Origin of the sequence: Streptomyces sp. NPDC004126 (assembly GCF_050275515.1) — a bacterium.
GTDB lineage: Bacteria > Actinomycetota > Actinomycetes > Streptomycetales > Streptomycetaceae > Streptomyces.
Window position 1 is genome coordinate 89849 of the sequence record NZ_JBNNPF010000020.1, and the last position, 21337, is coordinate 111185.

Here is a 21337-nt window from a genome sequence, read left to right on the forward strand (position 1 = left end):
GAGACGGTCCTCGGTGTGCCTCATGGGCGGGTCCCCTCGGTGAGGAGCAGCTGGCGCACGTCGAGGTAGCGGGAGCGGAATCCGGCCTCCGAGTAGGCGAGGTAGAACTCCCACATGCGCTGGAAGACGGCGTCGAAGCCGAGGGCGGTGACGGCCGGGCGGTTGGCCGTGAAGCGTTCGCGCCACAGGCGGAGCGTTTCGGCGTAGTGCTCGCCGTAGCCGTGGTCGGCGACGGTGCCCAGCCCGGCGGCCGCGGAGTGCTCGGCGATGGCCCGGCGGGAGGGGATCAGGCCGCCGGGGAAGACGTACTTGCCGATCCAGGTGTGGGTGGCGGCCGTGTGCAGCATCTGGCGGTGCCCCATGGTGATGGCCTGCAGGGAGATCCTGCCGCCGGGGGCGAGCACGCGGCGCAGCGCGGCGAAGTAGGAGGTCCAGTACTCCGCGCCGACCGCCTCGATCATCTCGACGCTGATCACGGCGTCGTGGCGGCCCTCGGCGTCGCGGTAGTCGCGCAGTTGGACCTCCACCCGGTCGACGAGTCCGGCGGCGGCGATGCGCTCCCGGGCCAGGGCCGCCTGTTCGCAGGAGAGGGTCAGGGTGGTGACCCGGGCGCCGCGGGCGGCTGCCCGCAGGGCGAGTTCGCCCCAGCCGGTGCCGATCTCCAGCAGCCGTGTGCCCTCGCCGACCGCGGCGAGGTCCAGGAGCCGGTCGATCTTGCGGTGCTGGGCGGACGCCAGGTCCTCGAACCGGGTGGGGAGACCGGCGAAGACCCCGGAGGAGTAGCTGAGGGTCGGGTCGAGGAACGAGGTGAACAGGTCGTTGGACAGGTCGTAGTGGCGCTGGACGTTGTCGCGTGCTCCGGCGCGGGTGTTGCGGTCGGCGGCGGGGCGTGCGGACGCCCACAGGCCGCGGAGGAGGCGCAGTGGGGCGGGCACCAGCTCGTCCACGTGGCTCGCGAGGACGGTCAGTACTCCGGGCAGGTCCTCGCTGTCCCATTCGCCGGCCATGTAGGACTCGCCGAAGCCGATGAGGCCGTGGCGGCCGATCCGCCGGTGGAAGGCGTCCGGGTCGTGGACCGTCAGCCGTGGCCCGGCGGCGCCCGCGGGTGCGGTCAGGCCCAGCCGGTCCAGGGCGCGGCCCACCAGGTGTCCGGCGACAGCGGTCCGGCCGGGTGCGGCCGACGGCAGCCGGGCCACGTCCGGCCAGCGTGCCGCGTCGATGTCCGCACGGCGGACGGCCGGGACGACGGGACCGGTGCGGTGGGGCGGTCGCGGGTTGCGCCGCGTCTTCGCCTGTGGGGGGATCCCTGCGGCGCGGCCGTGGGAGGTGGTGGCGGGCTGGGTCACGACGGCGTGCCTTTCTGTGGGGTGGACCGGGGACGGGGGTGCACGGGCAGGCCGCGCAGCAGCAGGTGGATGCCGTGGCGGCGGATGCCCGCCCAGACCGCGGCGGTGGACCACGGTCTGCGGGCCGCTGCGGACAGCAGGGCCGGCACGGTGGCGGACCGGCGGCGGCCCCGGACGACGGCGGTGAACGCCCGGCCGTCCTCGTTCTCCAGGTGGACGGTCAGCCGCAGGCGTTCGTCGGGCAGGGGCAGCCGCATCCGGTAGCGGCCCTCCACCGCGAAGAAGGGCGAGACGTAGAACTCCTTGTCCACCTCGGCCTCGCCGGAGGCGTCCGGGCGCAGCAGGTAGCAGTGGCGCTGCCCGTAGGTGTTGTGGACCTCGGCGACGACGCACGTCAGGGCGCCGGAGCCGTCGTGGCACCAGTACACGCTGAGCGGGTTGAAGACGAATCCGAACACACGGGCGTGCGCGAGCATCACCACGCGCCCGCCGTCGAGGTCGATGCCACGGGCGGCGAGGAAGGCGTCGAGTCCGGCCCTGATGGAGCCGGCTTCGCCGCCGAAGTGGTCGCGGGCGTCGAAGCGGGCGAGCGGGCGCACCGGCCGGGGCAGTACGGGCAGGCGGTCGAGGTCCACGCACCACAGGTAGGTGCGGTGCCGGAAGGAGTGGCGCGGCGCGGTGGTGCGGGCGTGCGCGATCACGCACTCGTAGAGCGCGGCCGTACCTCCGGTGCGGGTCACCAGCGCACCCCCAGGGACAGGGCGGCCTCCACGCCGGAGCGGCAGCCGTCCTCGTGGAAGCCCCAGCCGTGCCAGGCCCCGGCGTACGCGGTCACGCCCGTGTTGAGGCGGGGCAGCTCCCGCTGCGCCGCGACGGAGGCGGGGGTGTGCACCGGGTGCTCGTAGACCATGCGCTCCACCACTCGGTCGGCGGCGATGCCGTCCTCCCCGCCCAGGGTGACCACGTAGTCCGCCCCTTCGGGCAGGTGCTGGAGGCGCCGCATGTCGTAGCTGACGCGGACGGGCTCCGACGAGGGGTCGCAGCCGGCCATCCGGTAGTTCCAGGAGGCGCGGGCGGCCGACGAACGGGGCAGGACCCGGGTGTCGGTGTGCAGCACGGTGGGGTTGCGCTCGTAGGTGAAGGCGCCCAGGAGCCGCTTCTCGTCGTCGGTGGGGTCCGCGAGCAGGCGCAGCGCCTGGTCGGGGTGGGTGGCGATCACCAGCGCGTCGTGGGTGTCGGTGCCGGCGTCCCGGGTGGTGACCAGCACGCCCCGGTCGGTGCGCCGGACCGCGTCGACCGGACTGGAGGTGCGGACGCTCCGCACGTGCCCGGCCGCGGCGGCGACGTATGCGGCGGAGCCGCCGGTGACGGTCTTCCACTGCGGGGAGCCGGTGACGGACAGCAGGCCGTGGTGGTCGAGGAAGACGAACAGGTAGGCGGCCGGACAGGACAGGGCGGTCCGCGTGGGGCAGGACCACACCGCGGAGACCAGCGGGAGGGCGAAGTGACCGATGAAGTAGGAAGAGAAGCGGCCTTCGCGCAGGAAGTCCCCGAACGTGAGGTCCGGGCCTGCCCCCCGTGCCAGCAGGCGCCGCGCGCCGCGGTGGAAGAGCGGCACCTCGGCCAGCAGCCGCAGGTGGCGGGGGCGCAGAGCCGCCCGGGAGGCGAACAATCCGCTCGGGCCCCGGGCGCCCGCGTACTCCAGACCGCAGCCGTCGCACCGCACCGACATGCTCATCTCGGCGTCCTGCGTGCCGGTCCCCAGCTCCCGGAACAGCCGCAGCAGGGTCGGGTAGGTGCGTTCGTTGTGCACGATGAATCCCGAGTCCACGGCCACGGTGCGCCCGCCGGGGCCGGCCGGGCCGTGGGTGTGGGCGTGCCCGCCCAGCCGCCCGTCCGACTCGTACAGGGTTACTGCGCACGAGGCGGACAGGACGTAGGCGGCGGTCAGGCCGGCCACTCCCGCGCCGACCACGGCCACGCTTCGCTGTTGCGACATCGCACTCCCGCCACTCGGCACGCCGTGCGTCGGCGGGCCTTCATCCGTACTTCGCAGCCGTCGGCGGAAAGGATTGGAAGCGATGTGCCGCGGCCGTGGTGGCCGGTGGGTGGCGTCGGGACGCCGGAGGAGGCCTCCGGGTCAGGCGGGAAGGGGCATCAGGAGCAGGGGGTCGGTGGTGGGCCGGGAAGAGCCTCCGGCGGGTTCGAGGGTGAGGCCCACGGCGCCGGCGTCGGCGGGGTCGCCTGCGAGCAGGACGGTGCCGTCGTGGTCGATGAGTCCGGCCGGTCGCATGGTGCCGTCGTGGTCGAGCCACAGCTGGTAGGTCCGGCCCGCCCCGGGTGCGGGCAGGTTGGCCGCGGTGAAGACGGCCTTGTTCTGCCGGTCGGAGGCGACGACGGTGGTCAGGGCGCCGTTGGCCGCCCTGCCGTGGACGGTGCGGGCGTCCGGGGCCGCCAGGACGGCGCTGACCGCGTCGAGTTGCCGGCGGGCCTGGCGGGCCTGCTGTTCGAGGTCCTGTCCGTTCTGTGCCTGCCAGACCGCGACGCCTCCCAGCACGGCGGCCGCCACACTGGCGGCGAGCGCCAGTGGCAAGGCCTTGCGGCGCAGCATGCCGCCGGGGGCGGGCTTGGCGGTGGGGACGGGGATGCGCGGTGGGAGCTGGCGTACGCCGTCGATGGCGGCCATGACCTGTGCTTTCGATGCCGCGGGCGGCGGCTGGGAAACGGCTGCCGCCAGGCGGGCGGTGGTCGCGGCGAACTCCGCTGCCTCCTGCCGGCAGGACTCGCAGGCGTGGAGGTGGGCGTCGAACTCCTCGCGTTCGGCGTCCTCGAGCGCGCCGAGGGCGTAGGCGGCGGCCAGGGTGTGGGCGTCGGCGGAGTGGTGTTTCACGTGGTCACCCCCATGCAGTCGCGGAGCCGGATGAGCCCGTCGCGCATGCGTGTCTTGATGGTGGGAAGCGGTGTGCGCAGGGCTTCGGCGACTTCACGGTAGGTGAGCCCCCGGTAGTAGGCCAGGGTCACCGTCTGGCGCTGGAGTTCGGTCAGGCCGCGCAGGCAGCGGCGTACCTGCTCGGACTCCAGCCGGGTCTCGACCTGCTCGGCGACCTCGTCGAACGCCGTGGTGTGCTCGCGTGCCGCCTGGGCCTGTTCGCGGTCGGCGGCGGCCTGGGCGGAGCGGACCCTGTCCACGGCCCGCCGGTGGGCGATGGTCGCCGCCCAGGTGGTGACGCTTCCGGCGTCGGGGCGGTAGCGGGCGGCCTGGCGCCACAGGTCGATCATGACCTCCTGGGTGACCTCCTCGGACTGGGCCCGGTCGCGTACGACTTTGACGACGATTCCGAAGACCAGGGGCGCGAGGGCGTCGTAGAGGGCGGAGAAGGCCTGTTTGTCGCCGTGGGCGACTTGTCGCATGACGTCGGTCAGCTCGCTGCGGGCGCGGTCGGCCGGGCGGCCGGTGTTGAAGGGAGTCGGTTGGTTCACCTGCGGGGCTCCGGCCGTGGTGAGGGGGCGAAGCGGCGGCCCGGGGCGGCCGTCCGGGGGTGGGGCGTCCATCGCATGCCGGTCCTCGTGTCTCGTCTGTGCGGGGCCGGGCCGCCCGGGAGGGACGGTCCGGCCTTGGGAAGCCTGTGTGCGTGTCGCCCGTTCTTCGTAGCGGACGGGCCTGCGGATGGGAGGCCTCTTCGTCAGCCGCACCGGCCGGGGTCAACCCGTTGGGGGGCAGACGGCGGATTGCGCCGAGCCGGCGGGGGCCGGGCCGCGAAGACGGCGTGTACGGGAGCCCGAAGGCATGGGTGGGGGTTCCTCACCGGCCGTGCGGGACCTCCGCGCGGCCGCGCGTCTTCACCGGAGGCGACAACATGGTTCATGTGCGACGAGGTCTGGCCGTGGCCCTGGCGGCCGGCGCGGTCCTGGTGGCGGGCGCGGGCTGTCGGCACGGCCACCCGCAGTACCCCGGTCGCGCACCCGGTCTTCCCCTCCTCCAGGCTGACCGGGCGGGCGCAGGGCCCGTTCGCCGGCGGGCGGGTTCACTCGTTCGGGGGTGGCACCAATCCGCCGGACGGCGGCTGCCGAATGCCGGGTGTGAGCAGCTTCCGCAGCACCCTCCCCCGCGCCGTACAAGGCGCGTCGGCCGGGCTCCTGGCCGCTTTCACGGCGCTCGCCGTGGCCGAGCTGGTCGCCGGTCCGGTGCGGCCCGCGGCCGGGCCGGTGACCGTGGTGGGCGGCGCGGTGATCGACCGGACGCCTGCCGCGGTGAAGGACTTCGCGATCCGCACGTTCGGGGAGAACGACAAGGCCGTCCTCCGGCTGGGGATCCTCGCCCTTCTCGCTGGTACGCACCGTCCTCGTCCCGGCCCTCGTGCTGCTCACCGGCCGCCGCTTCTGGTGGCCCGCACGGCCCGAGGAAGCGGCGGCTCACGCTGCGACCGCGCCCTCGCCCTCGCCATCGCCCTGAATCCAGCGACGTCCCAGCAGACCCGGCGCCGCCCTCGCTACGTGGGTGGCAGCCGGGCCTGCGGCCTTCAGCGGGAGCTTCGAGGCGTCTCGCTCGGGGACGTGCCGGCCGACGGGCCGCCGTTACGGCGTGGTGCGTGCGGGGAAGGTGAAGTGGTAGCCCCGCGACGTCAGCCAGGGCAGGTACTCCTGGAGGGCCGCCACGGTCTCGCTCCGGTCACCGCCCCCGTCGTGGAAGAGGACGGTCGGCTGCTCGGGAAGCTTCTCCTCGACGGCGGAGAGGATCGCCGCCAGACCCGGACGGCTCCAGTCCTTGGGGTCCACGCTCCAGCCCAGCGGCCTCATCCCGTTCGCCGCGGCTATCGCCCGGCTGTCGGGGGTGAAGGCGCCGCCCGGTGCGCGGTAGTACCCGACCGGCACTCCGGGCACCGCCTTCTCGATCATGGCCTTGCCGTCGAGGATCTGCTGCTTCTGGAAGGCGACGGGCTTGTGGTCCATGGTCACGTCGTGGTCCACGGAGTGGTCGCACAGGCGGTGCCCGTCGGCCGCGACCGCGCGCACCAGCTCCGGGTACGCCTGCGCCCTGGTCCCGATCATGCAGAAGGTGGCCTTGACGTGGTTCCTGCGCAGGACCTGGAGCACCTGGGGCGTCCAGCGAGGGTCCGGGCCGTCATCGATGGTGATCGCGACGTCCCGGCCCGTGCCCTGCGCGAGCCGGGAGATGCCCAGCGGGATCCCCGCGGCGCTCCGGGCCGCCGCCGGATTGCCGGCCGCCGCGGCCTCCGCGGCGGAACCGGACGGCTTCGTGCCCGCGGCCTTGTCCGCCCTGGCGTCGGTGGCGGCGGAGGCGGGGGCGCCGGACACCGCCAGGATGCCGAGGACGACCGCCGTGGCGGCGGACCGCCGCAGGTGGCGGCCGGAGATGCTGGTGATGCCCATGAAGGCGCTCTTCCTCTGTGCTCGTCCCCCGGATCTCGCGTTGCCGGTCCAGGCTAGGCCATCTGCCCGGGGTTCCCCCTCGGCCGATCGGCCGGTCACGGCGGCCCCCGGCCCGCCGTGACCGGGCCTGCGGCGCACCGCGCCCCGTCTGGTGTGAGGATCGCCACCGGCCAGGGCCCGGCGGCGACGGGATCCTGCGGCACCCCCGCGGGTGTGCTCCGGACTGCGGCGGGGCCGTCGGCGGGATATCAAGGGGCGTGAAGGTGAGCGTGAGAGCCTGCGGTCGCCCCCCACGGCTGAGGAGTACGTCTCGTGGAGTTCGAGGTCAATGGCACCCGGCACGTGGTGGACGTGGACGATGACCCGGCCGCCGTGGAGGTGGTGCGCGACCGGCTCGGGATGACCGGCACCAAGCTGGTCTGCGGGGGCGGGGTGTGCGGGGCGTGCACGATCCAGGTCGACGGTGATCCCCGGGTGTCCTGTCTGACGCCGGCCGTCCAGCTGGCGGGCCGGCGGGTGACGACGGTGGAGGGCCTGTCCGACCACCCGGTGGCCCGTGCCTTCGCCGGCGGGGACGCCCTCCAGTGCGGCTACTGCACCCCGGGGTTCGTCGTCGAGGCGGCGGCGTTCTTCGAACGGTGGCGGGCGGCGCACGGACGCGTCCGCCCGGGCCGGGAGCGGATCTCCGAGGCACTGGCCGGCCATCTGTGCCGGTGCGGGGCGTACGAGGCGATCATCGGCGCGGTGGCCGCGGCCTGCGCGGGCGAGTACGACGCGGCTCCGGCCGCCGGGGCGGGGCCCGCGGTCCCGCGCGTAGAGGCCCCGGAGAAGATCGACGGATCGGCCCGCTACACCACGGACCAGCGCCCCGAAGGGCTGCTCCAGGGGGTGATCATCCGTTCCCCGCACGCGCACGCGCACGTACGGTCCCTGGAGGCCGGAGACGTGCCGGTGGTGCCGCTGCTGCCCCCCGACGGTGTGGTGCGCTACGTCGGTCAGCCGGTGGCCGCGGTCGCCGCGCCGGACCGGGCCGGCGCGCTGGCGGCGGCCGCGCGGGTGCGGGTGGACTACGAGGTGCTGCCGGCGGCCCTGGACGCCCGGCAGGCACGGGCGGGCGGGGGACCGCTCGTGTACGAGGACGAGGCGGCGCGCGGCCGGGCCCCGGGATCTGGCGAGACCCCGCAGCTGGTGCCCGCCCGCTGGCGGGGCAACCTGCGGGGGCCGACCGCCATGAGCAGGCGTCCCGCCACGGCCGTGCGCCGCATCCTGCGGGCCCGGACCCAGAGCCCCGAGCGGCTGGTGGAGGCCGTGTTCACGACCGCCGCGCAGACGCACACCCCGCTGGAGCCGCACGCCTGCCTGGCCCGGTGGGTGGACGGGACCCTCCATCTGGAGGTGTCCACGCAGTCGGTGAAGCAGGTGGCCGTGCTCGCCGCCGAGCGGTTCGGGGTGCCCGCCGACCGTGTGGTGGCGAAGGCCGTCCACGTGGGCGGCGGCTTCGGCTGCAAGATGGGGCTGACGTCCGACGTGGTCGCGGCGGTCGAGCTGGCCCGGCTGCACGACGCGCCCGTCCGGGTGGTCCTGGACAGGGACGAGGAGCTGGTCGACGGCGGGTACCGGCCGGGCACGCGGATCCGGCTGGCGATGGCCGCGGACGCCGACGGCGCGCTGAGCGCACTGGCCATGGACGCCGACACCGACGGCGGGATCGCGGTCGGCGGCACCGTCGCCGCCCTCGCCCGGTTCGTGTACGGCAAGGCCCCGCGCCGGCTGCGCGACTTCGACACGGTCACCCACCGGCCGCCGGGTGCCCCGTTCCGCGGCCCGGGCGGACCCACCATGTGCTGGGCCCTGGAGCAGGCCGTCGACGAGATGGCCCGCCGGCTCGGCGAGGACCCGATCGCCCTGCGGCGCCGTTGGGACGGCAATCCCAAGCGGCACGCCCTGTACGACTGGGCCGCCGCCCTGCCGGTCTGGTCGTCGGGGCCGCGCGGCGGCACCGGACGCTTCCGCAGGGGAGTCGGCGTCGCGGCGGCCAACTGGCTCTACTTCCTCGACCCCGGCACCGAGGTCGAACTCACCGTCGAGGACGGGGTCGTGGTCGCCCGCTGCGCGGTGCAGGACATGGGCACGGGATCGCGGACCGTGCTGCACCGGGCCGTCGCCGAGGGCCTCGTCGTTCCGGAGGCCCGGGTGCGCGCGGAGGTCGGGCGCAGCGACGCCGTCCACGGCCCGACCTCCGGCGGCAGCCGTACGACGCCTTCCCTCGTGCCGGCCGCCGCGGACGCCGCCCGGCTGCTGCGCGAGGCGCTCGGCGGCGGTGACGTGGCCGCCCGTCTGGACACGGCGCACGGCCTGCGGGTGACCGGCCGCCGGCCCCGCGACCGCCGGGGGTTCGTGACGCCCTTCGGTCTCACCATGGGCGGCGTGGCGATCGGCCGCGGCTTCACCGGATCGGTGCAGGTCTCCGAGGTCGAGGTGGACACCCGGCTCGGCCGGATCCGTCCGCTGCGGGTGTGGAGCGGCATCGCCGCCGGACGCATCCACGAAGAACGGCTGGCCCGCAGCCAGTGCGAGGGCGCCGTCGTCCAGGGCATCGGTTACGCCCTGTACGAGGAGCGGCGCAGCGACCCGGTCACCGGGCGGGTGCTGACGGAGAACCTGGAGGACTACCGCATCCCCGGCATCGGCGACACCCCCGAGATCACCGTCCACTTCCACCAGGAGGGCTTCGGCCACGTCCCCGGCGGCGGTGTCGGGCTCGGCGAGATCGCGACCCTCCCCACCGCGGCGTGCCTGGCCAACGCGGTGTACGACGCGACCGGCCGGCGCCCGTACGACATGCCCATCCGGCCCGACCGGACCCTGGAAGGACCTGGCGCATGAGCAGCGAGAGCGAGTCCGCCCTGGCGGACCTTTCGGCCGCCGTCCTGGCACGTGGCGGGGAGCTGCGCGCCGGCGGGACCGACACCACCGCCCGGCAGCGCACCGGCGTCTCCCCCGGACCGTTCACCGACCTCGGCGGTGCCGGGGAGACCGGGGGGATGCACGGCATCACACCGCTGCCCGGGGGCGGGCTGCGGATCGGCGCCCTGACCACCCTCGCCGTGCTGGCCGCCGACCCGCGCGTGCGCGACGGCTGGCCGGCGCTGGCCCCGGCGGCCGGGACCGCGGCCACCCCGCAGATCCGCGCCGCCGGAACGCTGGGGGGCAACCTCCTCCAGCGCAACCGCTGCTGGTACTACCGCAACCCGCACGTCGGCTGCTTCCAGAAGGGCGGGACCGAGTGCCCCGCGCGCCGGGGCGACCACCATTTCGGGGTGGTGTGCGGCGACGGCCCGTGCGTGACCCCGCACCCGTCGACCCTGGCGGTGGCCCTGCTCGCCTATGACGCGGAGGCCGAGGTCCACGGCGAATCGCCGCGCGAGGTGGCCGCGCTCTACGGGGACGGCGACGGCCTCTTCCGCGGCGACCACCTGCTCGGCCCGGGGCAGATCCTCACGGCGGTCCGCCTGCCCGCTCCCTGGCCCGGCGAACGCGCCGGCTATCACCGGGCGATCAGCCGGGCCCACGCCGAGTGGCCCCTGGTCGAGGCCTCGGTACGACTGGTGCTCGACGGCACCACCGTCACGCACGCCGCCGTCGCGGCGGGCGGGGTGGCGCGCGTACCGCTGCGGCTGCCGGAGGTGGAGGCCTCCCTCGTCGGCCGGGACGCCCGCCCCGAGGTCCTCGCCGCCGCTGCCGCGACGGTGCTCGCGCGTTGCAGGCCCCTGCCGCAGACCGGCTACAAGGCCGCGCTGTTCCGCGACACGGTCCTCGAAGCCCTGGAGCGGGCGGCCGGGGCGGCGTGTGCGGCTACTCCCCCGCGTACGTCTGCGTGAGTTCGGCGCCGATCCGGGCCGTCGACACACACGTGGTGATCACAGCGACGCCTCGTAAGCCTCGCGGAGGGACGCGGGGACACGCCCGCGGTCGTTCACGAGGTGGCCGTTCGCACGTGCCCAGACGCGTACGGGTTCATCCTCCGGGCGAGGGTCGAGCCGACGGGCCCTGCCAGGTCCGCTCCAGTCACCCGAGGAGGCCCCTTCCAGCTGGTCCGCGAGATCTTGGAAGAAGGCGAAGAGCGACGGGTACTCGTCATCCTGGGGGGACGATCCCTCGGACCAGATGCCCACAGTGCCGGTGCGTGTGTTCAGGAACTTGCCGGAGAAGCCGTCCCTCTCCGCGGAGATCGGCACCCACTCCCCGCGCCAGGACGGGCAGTCGGCGTCTCCGGACGGTTCCCTCTCCTCCATGTCGGTCTTGTGGAGGTAGACGCGTTCCATGTCCCTGAGACCGAGGAGGAGTCCGCCGTCGGGGAGTACCCCCTGACACCCCAGCACCACCAGGGACGATGGCATGTCGGGTTGCCCGCCGGCATCCGTGTCGTTCGCCAGAAGCCAATGCCGAAGCTCTGCCGGCAGTGTCAGGCCCATGCGCAGTTCCGCTTCGCTGACGGCCTCCGGGCTTCCCGGGCCGCCGAGGGCGGCGAACACGGCAGGGGCGTGACGTTCGAGCCAGGCGGCCACCCGGCCCCATGCCTGCCGTGCGTCTCCGTCGTTCGGCATCGGCGTTCCGCTCACTGGTGATGTCCGGTCGGGTCGGACGCAGACAGGCGTGGAGCACGTCCGCCTGCGTCGCCGGCTGCCGGGTAGCGGTGGTCGACCGCCCGGGCCGTGGATTCGTCGTGCATCAGAGAGAACGCCGACCGCTGATCGTCCATGGGCAGACCCTACGCGGGCCCACTGACAACGTGTGGGGGGCTCAGTGGTGCGGGAGCGCCTCGGCCACGGCGATCTGGGAGGGGGCGATGGTGGTGCGCCCGTCCTCCACGTCCCACAGCGTGTTCTGCAGGAGCCGGCCCAGGGTCCAGCCGGCCGCGCGCTCGCGGTCCAGTTCCAGTGCCTCGGTCAGCAGGTCGAAGCGGCGCCGCATCATTTGTGGGGCGTCCCCGGTGGCCCGGATCTCCTCCCAGCCGGTGTCCAGGGCCGGCCACAGGTCGAAGCCCGGGTCGCCGACCAGGGGTTCGGGGTCGATGGCGAGCCATGGTTCGCGCTCGGCGGCCAGCACGTTCCCGTAGTGCAGGTCCCAGTGCAGGAGCCGGTCGCCGGGTTCGTCCGCGAGCTCGGCGACGGCCGATGCCCAGGCGTGCAGCCGCCTCCGGTCGTCCGGGTCCGACAGCGAGACGACGGCCTGAGGCACTGCCGCCAGCATGTCGCGTGCGATGTCGTCGAGACGGCGCAGGCCCGCGGGCGCCGGGACGGCGTGCAGCCGGGCCATCAGGCCGGCCAGGGTGCCCATGGCCGTGTCGTCGTCGACGACGGACGCGAGGGTGCGCGAAGCGTCCAGGCGCTCCAGCAGCACGGCGCTGCTCGCCGGGTCGTGATCGAGCAGCCGCACGATGCCGTCGCCCTTCCAGGCCCGCAGTCCGATCAGCGCGGCGGTCGTCTCCTCGCGGGGCATCTGGAGCTTCAGTGCGGCCCTGGCGCCGTCCTCGCGCCGCACCGGCACCACCAGCGAGGCCTCGCCGGATCCGGTGCGGCCGTCCCGTTCCAGTCGCCAGCGGTCGAGGAGCTCCGCTACTTGTGCGGGCAGGGCGGCGATCCAGGCCCGTTCCGCCTCACCGCCGTTCTTCGTGTACGACGTGATCAGGGCGTCGGGGACGTCGATGTCTTCCGGCGATGTCATGGGGGGCTTTCCTTCGGGGTGTGGTCTTCCCGCCCCCGGCCGGCGGAACCCGAGGGGGTTTCGCCGGCCGAGGGCGGCCGTGCGGGATCTCCACGCTTGTGGGGTGTGTTCGAGGTGGTATGTCCGACCGGCGGTCACCCTCGGCCGGGGTCGGGGTGGGATCCGCCGGTGAGCCCGGCCGGGGTCGGAGCGCCGAACCACCGGTGAAGGGCCTGTTCGAACCCTTCGCGATCGGGGTGACGGTCGCCCGCCCAGGCGACCACGCCGTCCGGCCGCACCAGCACGGCACCCAGCCCGAGGTCGTTCGCCACCCTCCCGGGCACGTACCGTATCCGGCCCTGCCAGCCGGTCGCGGAAGCGTGCAGGCGCCGGGCGGTGCCGAATTCGAGCACGACACCCCGTCCGTCCTCCAGGAGGTCGCCGAGGCGGGTGCCGTCCTCGAAGCGGAAGTCAGGGGCGCTGCGGCCGACCAGCGGATGCTCGCTGCCGAGGTCGTACCGGATCCACGATCCCGACAGCCTCTCGAACACGTAGGTCGCTCCGTCACGGGTCCCGATGAGTTCGCGGACCACTGCCTGGATCGCCTGGGCGTACGGTTCCGGCCTCATGGTCGCCACCTGGGCGCGCGACCAGTCGAGCACCGCCGCACCGATCGGATGGCGCTCGTCGGCGTAGGTGTCGAGGAGTCCGTCCGGTGCGTACCCGTGCACGGTCGCCGCGAGCTTCCATCCCAGGTTCACGGCGTCGCCGATGCCGGTGTTCAGCCCCTGGCCGCCGAGGGGCGAGTGGATGTGGGCGGCGTCGCCCGCGAGCAGGACGCGTCCTCGCCGGTAGGACGTCGTCTGCATCGCCCGATCGGTGAAGGTCGAGGCGATGTGGACCTCTTCGATCGTCACGTCGGTGCCGGACACGCGGCGCAGAACCGCCTGGAGGTGGTCGGGGGTCGGCGGCTGTGAACGGTCGAACGCGCCGCCGTCGAAGTCCGTCATGGCGATGTGCCCGTCGGCGGGCATCCGGAGGTACATGCCCGTGGGCGTCAGGTGGAACCCGGGGCGCAGCCTGTCGGGGTCGGCGAGAGTGGCCTGCAGGGTGTATCCGGTGAACTGCGGCTCGGTGCCGACGAATTCGAAGCCCGCGAGCCTGCGCACCGTACTGCGTCCGCCGTCGCAGCCGACCAGCCAGCGTCCCTCGTACGCATCCGCGTCGCCGGCCCGGGCGACCACGCTCTCCCCGTTCTGGAGGACGGCCGAGACCGTGACGCCGCGCCTGATGTCCACGCCGAGCTTGGACGCCTGCTCGGACAGCACCGTCTCGACCGCTTCGAGGTCCGTCATCACGGCTTCGGACACCGGGCCGGGAAGCCGGAACGGGAGGGCGTCGACGTCGACCCGGTCCCCGTCGAGCATCATGCCGGCGAAGTGGCCGGCGAACCGGGGCCCCGTGGGCGCGCCCGCTTCCGGGGCCGCACCGAACACCTCTTGGACCCCGGACGCCGTCAGCAGCGGTTCCAGCAACCCGCGCCGGTAGAACGCCTCCACCGATGCGGCGGACAGCCCACGCCTCCCGAGCGGGGCCGACCGTAACGGGGAGCCGGGTCCCGGCTCCCGTTCGAGCACCAGTACGGAACAGCCCGCGAGGCCGAGCTCGCAAGCCAGGGCCAGGCCCACCGGACCGGCTCCCACGATCACCACGTCATGCACGAGAGATCCCCTCCTCGAACTCCCAGCCGGACGGCCGTCCGGCGGGACTTCTCGAACGGTGTCAGCCTCCACCGACATCCCACCGACAGCACCGGCAGGCCGCCTACAGGCGACCGGTGGTGCGGATTGCCGTGGGCACGGAGGCGTGTGCCCGTTACGGGCGGCCCGCCGGTGCCGTCGCGTCGTTGTAGGCCTTCCAGATCAGCGGGGGGAAGGTGCTGCCCCGATCGGAGTCCGGGCCGCCCACGCCCTGCATGGGGAGCAGCTGCGGGACGTCCGGCTTCGTGCGGAACATCGCGACCGACGTGCTCAGTTCCGGCGTCGTGCCGATGAACCAGGCCGAGTTCATGCGGTCGTTCGGACCGGTCTTGCCGGCCCAGGACGGCAGCTTGTTCCGCTGGTCCTGAGGCGGTCCGACGGTGCTCCAGCTCACCTGGCGGAGCGCCTCGCCGACCGCGGCGGCCGTCTCGGGGCTCATCGCGCGGCGCGGTCGGGGCCGGTCCAGGCCGTCCACCGCGACGTCGTTCCGCACGACCTTGGTCACCGAGTGGGGTTCGACGGCCCGGCCCTGGTTGACGAAGGTCGTATAGGCGCTGGCCAGCCGGACGGCACTGGGGGTGGAGGTGCCGATGGAGAAGGTCGGCTCCAGTTTGGCCATGCTCTCCTCGCGCAGTCCCGACGCGACCGCGAGCTCCTTGACCTTCTTCAGGCCGGTCTTCTTGCCGTTCTCCACGAACGGTGTGTGGTCCGAGTTCACGAGACTCGCGTGGAGGTTCACCGATGCCGTCGCCGGCCCTGTGGGCGTGGGCTTCGGGGAGTCCGGGGCGGCGCTCTCGGCGGGGTGTTTCCCGCTCGACGGGTCCTGCTCCAGAACGGCTGCGTACACGAACGGCTTGAACGCCGAGGCCGCGGGCACCCCCGAGGTGTCCGCGTTGTTCGTGAAGTGCTCGATCGCGTCGGAACCGCCGTAGACCGCGACGACCGCTCCGTCGCCGGTTCGTATGGAGGCGGCGCCGACCTGAACGTCCTGGTCCTCCGCCCGCTTCTTCGGATCCAGCCGCTCGGCGCGCACCTGTTCGACGGCCTTGGCGAGCGCCTGCACCTTGTCCTTCTCGAAGGTGGTGTGGATGCTGTACCCGCCGGCGGCCAGGTCCTTGCCCGTGATCCCGGCGCGGCTCTTGAGGTACTTGTTGACGATGTCGACGAGGTAGCCCGTCTGCCCGGCCTGGCTGGTCGGCTTGACAGGAGGTTTCGGCTCGGGGAAGTCCGTGTACTTCGCGCGTTCCCCGGCGCTCATCGAGCCCGTGTCGACCTGCCGGTCCAGGATCCACTTCCAGCGGTCCTCGGCGCGCCGGTGGTTGTCGGCGCCGAGTGACGGGTCGAAGCTCTCCGCGCCCTTGAGGACGGCGGCGAGCAGCGCGCCCTGACTGGGATTCAGGTCCTTGGCGGGGATGCCGTAGTACGCGTACGCGGCGGCCTGGACGCCGTACGCGTCCCGTCCGAACCAGGAGGTGTTGAGGTAGCCCTCCAGGATCTCCGTCTTGGGCCGCTGGTTGCTGACCTTCAGGGAGAGGAAGAGCTCCTTGACCTTCCGTTGGACGGTCTGCTGCTGGCTCAGGTAGGTGTTCTTCACGTACTGCTGGGTGATCGTCGAACCGCCCTGGGTTTCCTCGCCCTTGACGATGTTGACGGCGGCGCGGCCGATGCCCGCCACCGAGACACCCGAGTCGCTGTAGAAGTCCGCGTTCTCCGCGGCGATGACGGCGCGCTGGACGGATTCGGGCACCTGGGACAGCCTTACGTCCTGCCGGTTCACATCGCCGACGCTCACCATCCGGCTGCCGTCCGCCCAGTAGTACACGGTGCCCTGGCGGCTCGCGGAGTCGTGTGGGTCCGGGATCTCGACCTGTGCGTAGACGGCGGCGAAGAGGCCGGCGAGGCCGGCGGCGAAGAGCAGGAACAGGCCGGAGGCCAGCTTCCAGGAGGGTGTCCAACGCCGCCAGCCCCGCCGCCCGCGCCTGGGGAAGTCGATGAGGGGACGACGGGCCTTCCGGAGGGCTCTCCTGCGGCTCCCCGCCCTGCGCCTCCCGGCGCGCCGGGCGCGCGGGAGATCCCGCCGCCGCTCCGGGCCGTCGGTGTCATGGCTGTGGTTCGTGCGGCGTTGGCGGGGGAGCTTCATGGAGGTGCGGATCTCCTCGGTCGCGATCCGCCGCTTCGGGGGTATCGGCGGATTCGGACGAAAAGATGATCACCTTGCATACCCGGGTTGGGTCGTTCGCGAAATCTTCACAGATGACGGGGCGTCGTCTCTCGGTGACCGCCCGACGGCAAGGCGGCGTCGTTCAGGCAGCGGTCGAGGGGCCGGCCCGGTGAACGGGCAAGTGCAGTCGGGGCCGTGCCCGATGACCGCGTCGATCGCCCGGTACTCGGCCCAGGTGCGGGGGAAGGGGTGGAGGCGTGCGCGCATCCGCACGTCCTCGTCCGGGTCCTCCCTCAGCTCCGCGACCAGGTCCGGTCCCAGGTCGGGGCGGGCTGCGGCCAACTCGCGGATCTCGGCCTCGGGGTGGCGGGCGAGCCGGGCGACGGCGTCGGCCGGGATGCGGGGATTCCAGGTCAGGGGGCGCACCGTGCCGTCCGCGAGGCACTGCTCGACGACCGCGCGAGACAGGGCACAGCTGCCGAGCATGAACGGCCTACTGAGCTGACCGCAGCCGGCCCTCCCTTTCGTTCCCGTCGGGTCTGGTCAGCGCGGCATGATGTGATGGCCGTATGACCGGCTCCCACGAAGACGACGAACCCCCCGAGCACCGGCGCCATGCCCGATACCTGCGGGCCTTGGACAGCGTCGCGGGGGTGGAAGAGGCCGACCTGCTGGCCGCCGTCCTTCGCGACGACGACGCAGTCATGGCCGAGAGCGCCGTGAACCATCACCTCGAACGCCGAGCGGCCGAGCAGCTGACCAGCCCCCAGTTCCCCGCCTGGGCATCGATGATGGCCACGGTCGTCGGGGAGCGCGCCTTCCTCGCCCGCCGCCTGCGCGAGTGGAATCTGCTCAGGTCCATCGCGCTGGACGAGCCCTGGACCGACGAGGAGCTGCTGAACGCGTCCGACTGGTTCCAGCGCACGGCCGCGCTCACCCAGCTCGTCACTTCGCCCGCCGCCCTCAGGCTGCTGGCGGAGCACGGACGCACCCGCCGTGTCCGCAACGCGGCGAGCCGCCGAACCTGATCGCGATCGGCGTCATGCGCCCGCGTACCGAACAGGTCAGCTGGGAACTGCGCTTGACCTGATCACCTCGGCGTTCGTGTCACACCATGTGGTGGAGGTGCCGCCGGACAGGGCGCGGTTGCCGTAGTGGCGGTAGACGTAACCGTTGTCGTACCGCCGGCAGTCGATCCATCCGGTGAAGGCTCCGCCGGTGCAGGTGGTCGAGGCGCCCTCGTGCGGATTGCCGTAGACCTTCCAGGTGCTGCACCTCAGGTCGGTCCTGCTCGGCCGAGGGGCCGGACGCGAAGGAGGCGCAGCTCGCGGGGCCCGGTGGTGGGCGAGGCAACGGACCGGGCAGCCGGGAGCGGGCCGTTCGGAAGGAGCGCGGCAGCGGGCGCGAAAGCGTCGGGCTGGAGGGTGTGGCCGCATGGAAGCGCAGGTCACAGGCCAAGGTGACGCCCGGAGGGTCTGGACCGGAGGGGCCCGGAATGATCAAATAGGGGATGACATCGTTTTGGGTGGGCAAGCGCGTGCGTCTGCGCGGAATCGAGCCTGGTGACGGGCCTGCGTTCATGCGTTTCGCGGAGGACGAGGAGGGGCTGGGGGACCTGGTCGGTCCGCCCCGGTCCGCAGAGGGATACCGCGCCTGGACCGCAGAGCAGGCGACCGCCAAGTCCGGCAGCGACCGCTTCCATCTGGCCGTCGAAGCCGTCGACACGGGGGAGACGGTCGGGGCCGTGGGCTCGCACCAGGCCGATGCGCGGGCGGGCTGGTTCGAGTACGGCATCACGGTCGGTGCCGAACATCGACGCAAGGGTTACGCGACGGAAGCCGCGGTCCTGCTGCTTCGTTTCATGTTCCAGGAGCACCGGTACCACAAGTGCCAAGTACGGATCTTCGCGCACAACGAAGCGTCTCTCGCACTCCATCGTCGGCTCGGTTTCGTGGAGGAGGGCCGACTGCGTGAGCTGGTGTACGTCTCCGGTCGGCATCGCGACGTCGTGATGATGGGCATGCTCGCCCACGAGTTCGCGGAACTGCACGGGTCGGCAGCGCTCGTCGCTGTCAGGTCAGGACGAGGCAACCCAGCCGCTCCAGCTCGCTGATGAGCGGGAGGGAGGGATCGACCCCGTTCCAACGCAGGTCCAGCTTCTCCAGCGATGGCATCAGGGTGAGCCAGTCGGGCAGCCGGCCGAGGTGGTTGCTCCTCAGGTCGATCTGGCGCAGCCTCGGGAGGCCGGCGAGTGAATCCGGTACCTGGGTCAGGGAGTTCTCCCGTAGGTCCAGGTGACGCAGTTCGTGCAGGTCTGCTGCGGACGACGGCAAGTACTCGATCGCGTTGCCCCGGAGCCACAGCTCACGCAGGCCGCGAAGCCGTCCGATGGAGTCGGGCAGGGTGACGAGCCGGTTGTGCTGGGCCCTCAACTCGACGAGGCCGCTCATCCGGCCGATGGTCTCCGGCAGGGTGGTGAGTCGGTTCTCGCCGACGTTGAGGTAGCGCAACCGGTGCAGCTTTCCGAGGGAGTCCGGGATCCGGGACAGCCGGTTGTCGTGGAGGTAGAGGCAGTCGCTGAGCTCGGTCAGCTCGCCGAGTTCCTCCGGCACCGACGTCAGCGCGTTGTGGCCCAGGTCCAGGGTTGTCAGCCGGTGGAGCCGCCCGATGTCCGGTGAGAGGGCCGTGAGCCCGTTGTCCGCGAGGATCAGCACGCCGAGCTCGGTCTGTCGCCAGACCGACTCGGGCACCTCTCCGAGCTCTTGTCGCCACAGGTTCAGTGTGTGCCTCACGGCCGTCTCCCCTTCATCAGCGGGCTGGGCTCCGATTCTCGTCGAGCACCGCCGAGAACGGTCACCGGTCGCGGGTGACGCTCCAGGCCGGCATGTGCTCGAAGAATGCCACGGCTTCCGGCCGCCAGCGCTCCCGCCAGGTGGCGGCTTCGGCCTCGGCCCGGCGGGCGTGGTCCTGGGCCTCGGCCCGGAGCTGCCGGTCGACCCCGTGCGCTCGCGCGATGGCGCGTATGCGGTCGAGGGTTTCGTCGTCGCAGCCCGGGTCTCCCGAGGCTTCGTCCAGCAGCTTGCGCTCGGCGTCGTCGCAGACGGCCGTGAGGGCGCGGAGGGCGTAGCTGCGGCGGCCCGAACGGATGTCGGAGCCGACCGGTTTGCCGAGTGCTGCCGGATCGCCGAACAGGTCGAGCCAGTCGTCGTGGATCTGGTTGGCGATGCCCAATGCGGTGGCGTAGCGCCGGAGTTCGGCGTCGTACGGGGTGTGGTCGTTGCCTGCGGCGAGCAGGCCCAGGCGCAGCGGGGCGAGTACGGAGTAGCGGGTGGACTTGAATTCGGTGACCGCGTGCAGGAACTCGATGTCGGGGGCGGGATGGAAGTCGCGTTCCAGATCGATCATCTGGCCGGTCATCGTGGCGGCTCCCGTGTCGGCGTGGACGGCGGCCATGGCCAGGGCCCGGTCGGCGGGCAGACCGCTGGTGAGCAGTACGCGCAGGGACAGGAAGGCCGCGAGGTCGCCGGCGAGGAGTGCCAGCGCGAGGGCCGTGTCGGGCTGGTCGGGGAACTCGTCGCGGTAGGCGTAGTAGGTGGAGGGGCCGCCGCGGCGTACGGGCGCGTCGTCGATGATGTCGTCGTGGATCAGGCCGTGGGTCTGCAGCAGTTCGATGCTGATGGCCGCTTCGTCCAGGCCGGCGACGTCATCGTCGGCCACCAGCGCGGCCGCCTCGTGCAGGAGGACCACACGGAGTCGTTTGCCGCCGCGCAGTGACATGTCGCGCACCAGGTCGAGCGCCCGGGAGGGGAAGGTGCCGTACGGCGGGGTCTCGAACTTGCCGCCCGCGGGGTCGGTCAGGGAATCGAAGTAGGCGGCGAAGCGCGCTTCGAAACGGCTCTGGTGACGGGACGCGCGCTGCAGGGCGGCGGAGAGGGCTTCATTCACCGGCCCAGGTTTGCACGCCGTCGTCGGCGAGGGTCGACCGGCCGCCGGTTCGGGCCGTGGGTCCCGGGGCGGCGGTCGTCTCCTCCGCCGGCCGCGCCGGTGGAACGGCCGCCGGGGGAAGGGACGTCCGGCCTTCGGGGCCCCTCCCCCCGCTGCCGGCTACCGCGTCGGCGTGGCGAGGTCACCCAGGACCCGGGCCGCGGCCGCCGGGGCCACCAGCCATTTCAGGTGGCTGCCTTCGAGGGTCCGGACCTCGTAGGGGTTGTCCGGTGTCAGGGCGTTGCCCTCGCGGATCAGCCGGTCCTGCATGGCGGGCGTCAGGCTCGTGTCGTCGGCCAGGCGGACGTAGGTCTTCGGGATGCTGCCCCAGGTGTCGGCCTGCGCACGGTCGGCGGAGGTGCCGACGTCCAGGTTCTCGTCGGGCTGGAAGGTGTTCAGGAAGGTCAGGAACTCCTCGTCGGTGCCGTCGGCGAAGAAGGCCGACTTGAAGGCTGCGAGGGCGGCCGGATCCGCGGTGCGGAAGTTGACGCGCAGCAGGCCGAGTTCGGCGGGGTTCCCGGCCAGCGCCAGGGCCAGGGCTGCTGCGTCGACCGAGGCCATCTCCGGCTCGGCGTAGTAGTCGTTGACGTCGAGGTCGACCGGGCACCAGGCCGAGACGTACACGATGCGGTCGATGAGGTCCGGCCGTGCGTTGGCCGCAGCGGTGGCCGTGATGCCGCCGCGGCTGTGGGAGACGAGGATGACCGGGCCGTTCTGCTTGGCCCGTTCGAGGATCCCGATGAGGTGTGCGGCGTTGTCGGCGAGGGTGACGCCCTTGATCGCACCGGGCGTGGTGGCGAGGCCTTCGGGGTCCTGGGGCGTCTGGTAGGCGTGCGTGAACGTGGCCTCGAAGCCGTGGCCGGGCAGGTCGACCGCGACCGAACGGTGTCCCAGCAGGCCGAGCTCGGCTTGGAGCGGTGCGAAGGAGAAGGAGTTCGAGAAGGCTCCGTGAACCAGTACGAACGTCGGTTGCATGTGTCTGCTCACTT

General features: G+C 72.8%; 17 protein-coding genes and 3 pseudogenes. 5 read left to right on the forward strand and 15 right to left on the reverse strand.

Annotated elements, in window-relative coordinates:
* Positions 1-20: 20 nt before the first annotated feature.
* The 5 genes from ACQKM2_RS20430 to sigK form a co-directional block, all read right to left on the reverse strand.
* Positions 21-1346 carry a class I SAM-dependent methyltransferase gene (locus ACQKM2_RS20430; protein WP_427711548.1) on the reverse strand — a complete coding sequence of 442 codons (1326 nt, stop codon included), beginning with the start codon at positions 1344-1346 and terminating at the stop codon, positions 21-23.
* A complete protein-coding gene (locus ACQKM2_RS20435; RefSeq protein WP_427711550.1) occupies positions 1343-2086 on the reverse strand; it encodes a DUF1365 domain-containing protein in 744 nt (247 codons plus the stop codon). Before ACQKM2_RS20435 ends, ACQKM2_RS20430 begins: the two co-directional genes overlap by 4 nt.
* On the reverse strand, positions 2083-3345 hold the full coding sequence (locus ACQKM2_RS20440) for an NAD(P)/FAD-dependent oxidoreductase (protein ID WP_427711552.1): 1263 nt from the start codon (positions 3343-3345) through the stop codon (positions 2083-2085). The genes ACQKM2_RS20435 and ACQKM2_RS20440 overlap by 4 nt, the downstream gene beginning before the upstream one ends.
* Before the next feature lie 141 nt (positions 3346-3486).
* Positions 3487-4236 carry an anti-sigma factor gene (locus ACQKM2_RS20445; RefSeq protein WP_427711554.1) on the reverse strand — a complete coding sequence of 250 codons (750 nt, stop codon included), beginning with the start codon at positions 4234-4236 and terminating at the stop codon, positions 3487-3489.
* Positions 4233-4826: an ECF RNA polymerase sigma factor SigK gene (gene sigK / locus ACQKM2_RS20450; protein ID WP_427711555.1), complete on the reverse strand. Its 594-nt coding sequence runs from the start codon at positions 4824-4826 to the stop codon at positions 4233-4235. The genes ACQKM2_RS20445 and sigK overlap by 4 nt, the downstream gene beginning before the upstream one ends.
* A gap of 591 nt (positions 4827-5417) precedes the next feature.
* Between sigK and ACQKM2_RS20455 the strand changes: the two are divergent.
* Positions 5418-5675: pseudogene (locus ACQKM2_RS20455) on the forward strand (molybdopterin-binding oxidoreductase); the annotation flags it as partial.
* A 246-nt stretch (positions 5676-5921) separates the two neighbouring features.
* Here the strand turns inward: ACQKM2_RS20455 and ACQKM2_RS20460 are convergent.
* Positions 5922-6737 (reverse strand): polysaccharide deacetylase family protein, encoded by an 816-nt coding sequence (locus ACQKM2_RS20460; RefSeq protein WP_427711557.1) that lies wholly within the window; start codon positions 6735-6737, stop codon positions 5922-5924.
* A gap of 312 nt (positions 6738-7049) precedes the next feature.
* Here ACQKM2_RS20460 and ACQKM2_RS20465 point away from each other — a divergent pair, with 312 nt between their 5' ends.
* Together ACQKM2_RS20465 and ACQKM2_RS20470 are read left to right on the forward strand one after the other, a co-directional pair.
* Positions 7050-9623 carry a molybdopterin-dependent oxidoreductase gene (locus tag ACQKM2_RS20465; RefSeq protein WP_427711559.1) on the forward strand — a complete coding sequence of 858 codons (2574 nt, stop codon included), beginning with the start codon at positions 7050-7052 and terminating at the stop codon, positions 9621-9623.
* Positions 9620-10618: an FAD binding domain-containing protein gene (locus tag ACQKM2_RS20470; RefSeq protein WP_427711560.1), complete on the forward strand. Its 999-nt coding sequence runs from the start codon at positions 9620-9622 to the stop codon at positions 10616-10618. Before ACQKM2_RS20465 ends, ACQKM2_RS20470 begins: the two co-directional genes overlap by 4 nt.
* Positions 10619-10657: 39 nt before the next feature.
* Here ACQKM2_RS20470 and ACQKM2_RS20475 read toward each other — a convergent pair.
* The 6 genes and pseudogenes from ACQKM2_RS20475 to ACQKM2_RS20500 all read right to left on the reverse strand — a co-directional run.
* Positions 10658-10747: pseudogene (locus tag ACQKM2_RS20475) on the reverse strand (Lsr2 family DNA-binding protein); the annotation flags it as partial.
* Positions 10748-10858: 111 nt separating this feature from the next.
* Positions 10859-11344, reverse strand: a pseudogene (locus ACQKM2_RS20480) (SMI1/KNR4 family protein); the annotation flags it as partial.
* 196 nt (positions 11345-11540) lie between these two features.
* Positions 11541-12464, reverse strand: a complete 924-nt coding sequence (locus tag ACQKM2_RS20485; protein WP_427711561.1) for an aminoglycoside phosphotransferase family protein — start codon at positions 12462-12464, stop codon at positions 11541-11543.
* 134 nt (positions 12465-12598) lie between these two features.
* On the reverse strand, positions 12599-14164 hold the full coding sequence (locus ACQKM2_RS20490; RefSeq protein ID WP_427711563.1) for an FAD-dependent oxidoreductase: 1566 nt from the start codon (positions 14162-14164) through the stop codon (positions 12599-12601).
* A 154-nt stretch (positions 14165-14318) separates the two neighbouring features.
* Complete coding sequence (locus tag ACQKM2_RS20495; RefSeq protein ID WP_427711565.1) at positions 14319-16343, reverse strand: transglycosylase domain-containing protein; 2025 nt, start codon at positions 16341-16343, stop codon at positions 14319-14321.
* 69 nt (positions 16344-16412) lie between these two features.
* Positions 16413-16850 (reverse strand): hypothetical protein, encoded by a 438-nt coding sequence (locus ACQKM2_RS20500; RefSeq protein WP_427711567.1) that lies wholly within the window; start codon positions 16848-16850, stop codon positions 16413-16415.
* A gap of 83 nt (positions 16851-16933) precedes the next feature.
* Here ACQKM2_RS20500 and ACQKM2_RS20505 point away from each other — a divergent pair, with 83 nt between their 5' ends.
* Positions 16934-17392 (forward strand): hypothetical protein, encoded by a 459-nt coding sequence (locus ACQKM2_RS20505; RefSeq protein WP_427711569.1) that lies wholly within the window; start codon positions 16934-16936, stop codon positions 17390-17392.
* A 497-nt stretch (positions 17393-17889) separates the two neighbouring features.
* Positions 17890-18477, forward strand: a complete 588-nt coding sequence (locus ACQKM2_RS20510) for a GNAT family N-acetyltransferase (protein ID WP_427711571.1) — start codon at positions 17890-17892, stop codon at positions 18475-18477.
* Here the strand turns inward: ACQKM2_RS20510 and ACQKM2_RS20515 are convergent.
* The 3 genes from ACQKM2_RS20515 to ACQKM2_RS20525 all read right to left on the reverse strand — a co-directional run bounded on the left by ACQKM2_RS20515 (position 18437) and on the right by ACQKM2_RS20525 (position 21323).
* Positions 18437-19156, reverse strand: a complete 720-nt coding sequence (locus ACQKM2_RS20515) for a leucine-rich repeat domain-containing protein (RefSeq protein ID WP_427711573.1) — start codon at positions 19154-19156, stop codon at positions 18437-18439. The genes ACQKM2_RS20510 and ACQKM2_RS20515 overlap by 41 nt on opposite strands.
* Positions 19157-19217: 61 nt before the next feature.
* Complete coding sequence (locus ACQKM2_RS20520; protein ID WP_427711575.1) at positions 19218-20309, reverse strand: polyprenyl synthetase family protein; 1092 nt, start codon at positions 20307-20309, stop codon at positions 19218-19220.
* Positions 20310-20468: 159 nt separating this feature from the next.
* A complete protein-coding gene (locus tag ACQKM2_RS20525; protein ID WP_427711576.1) occupies positions 20469-21323 on the reverse strand; it encodes an alpha/beta hydrolase in 855 nt (284 codons plus the stop codon).
* Positions 21324-21337: the final 14 nt, after the last annotated feature.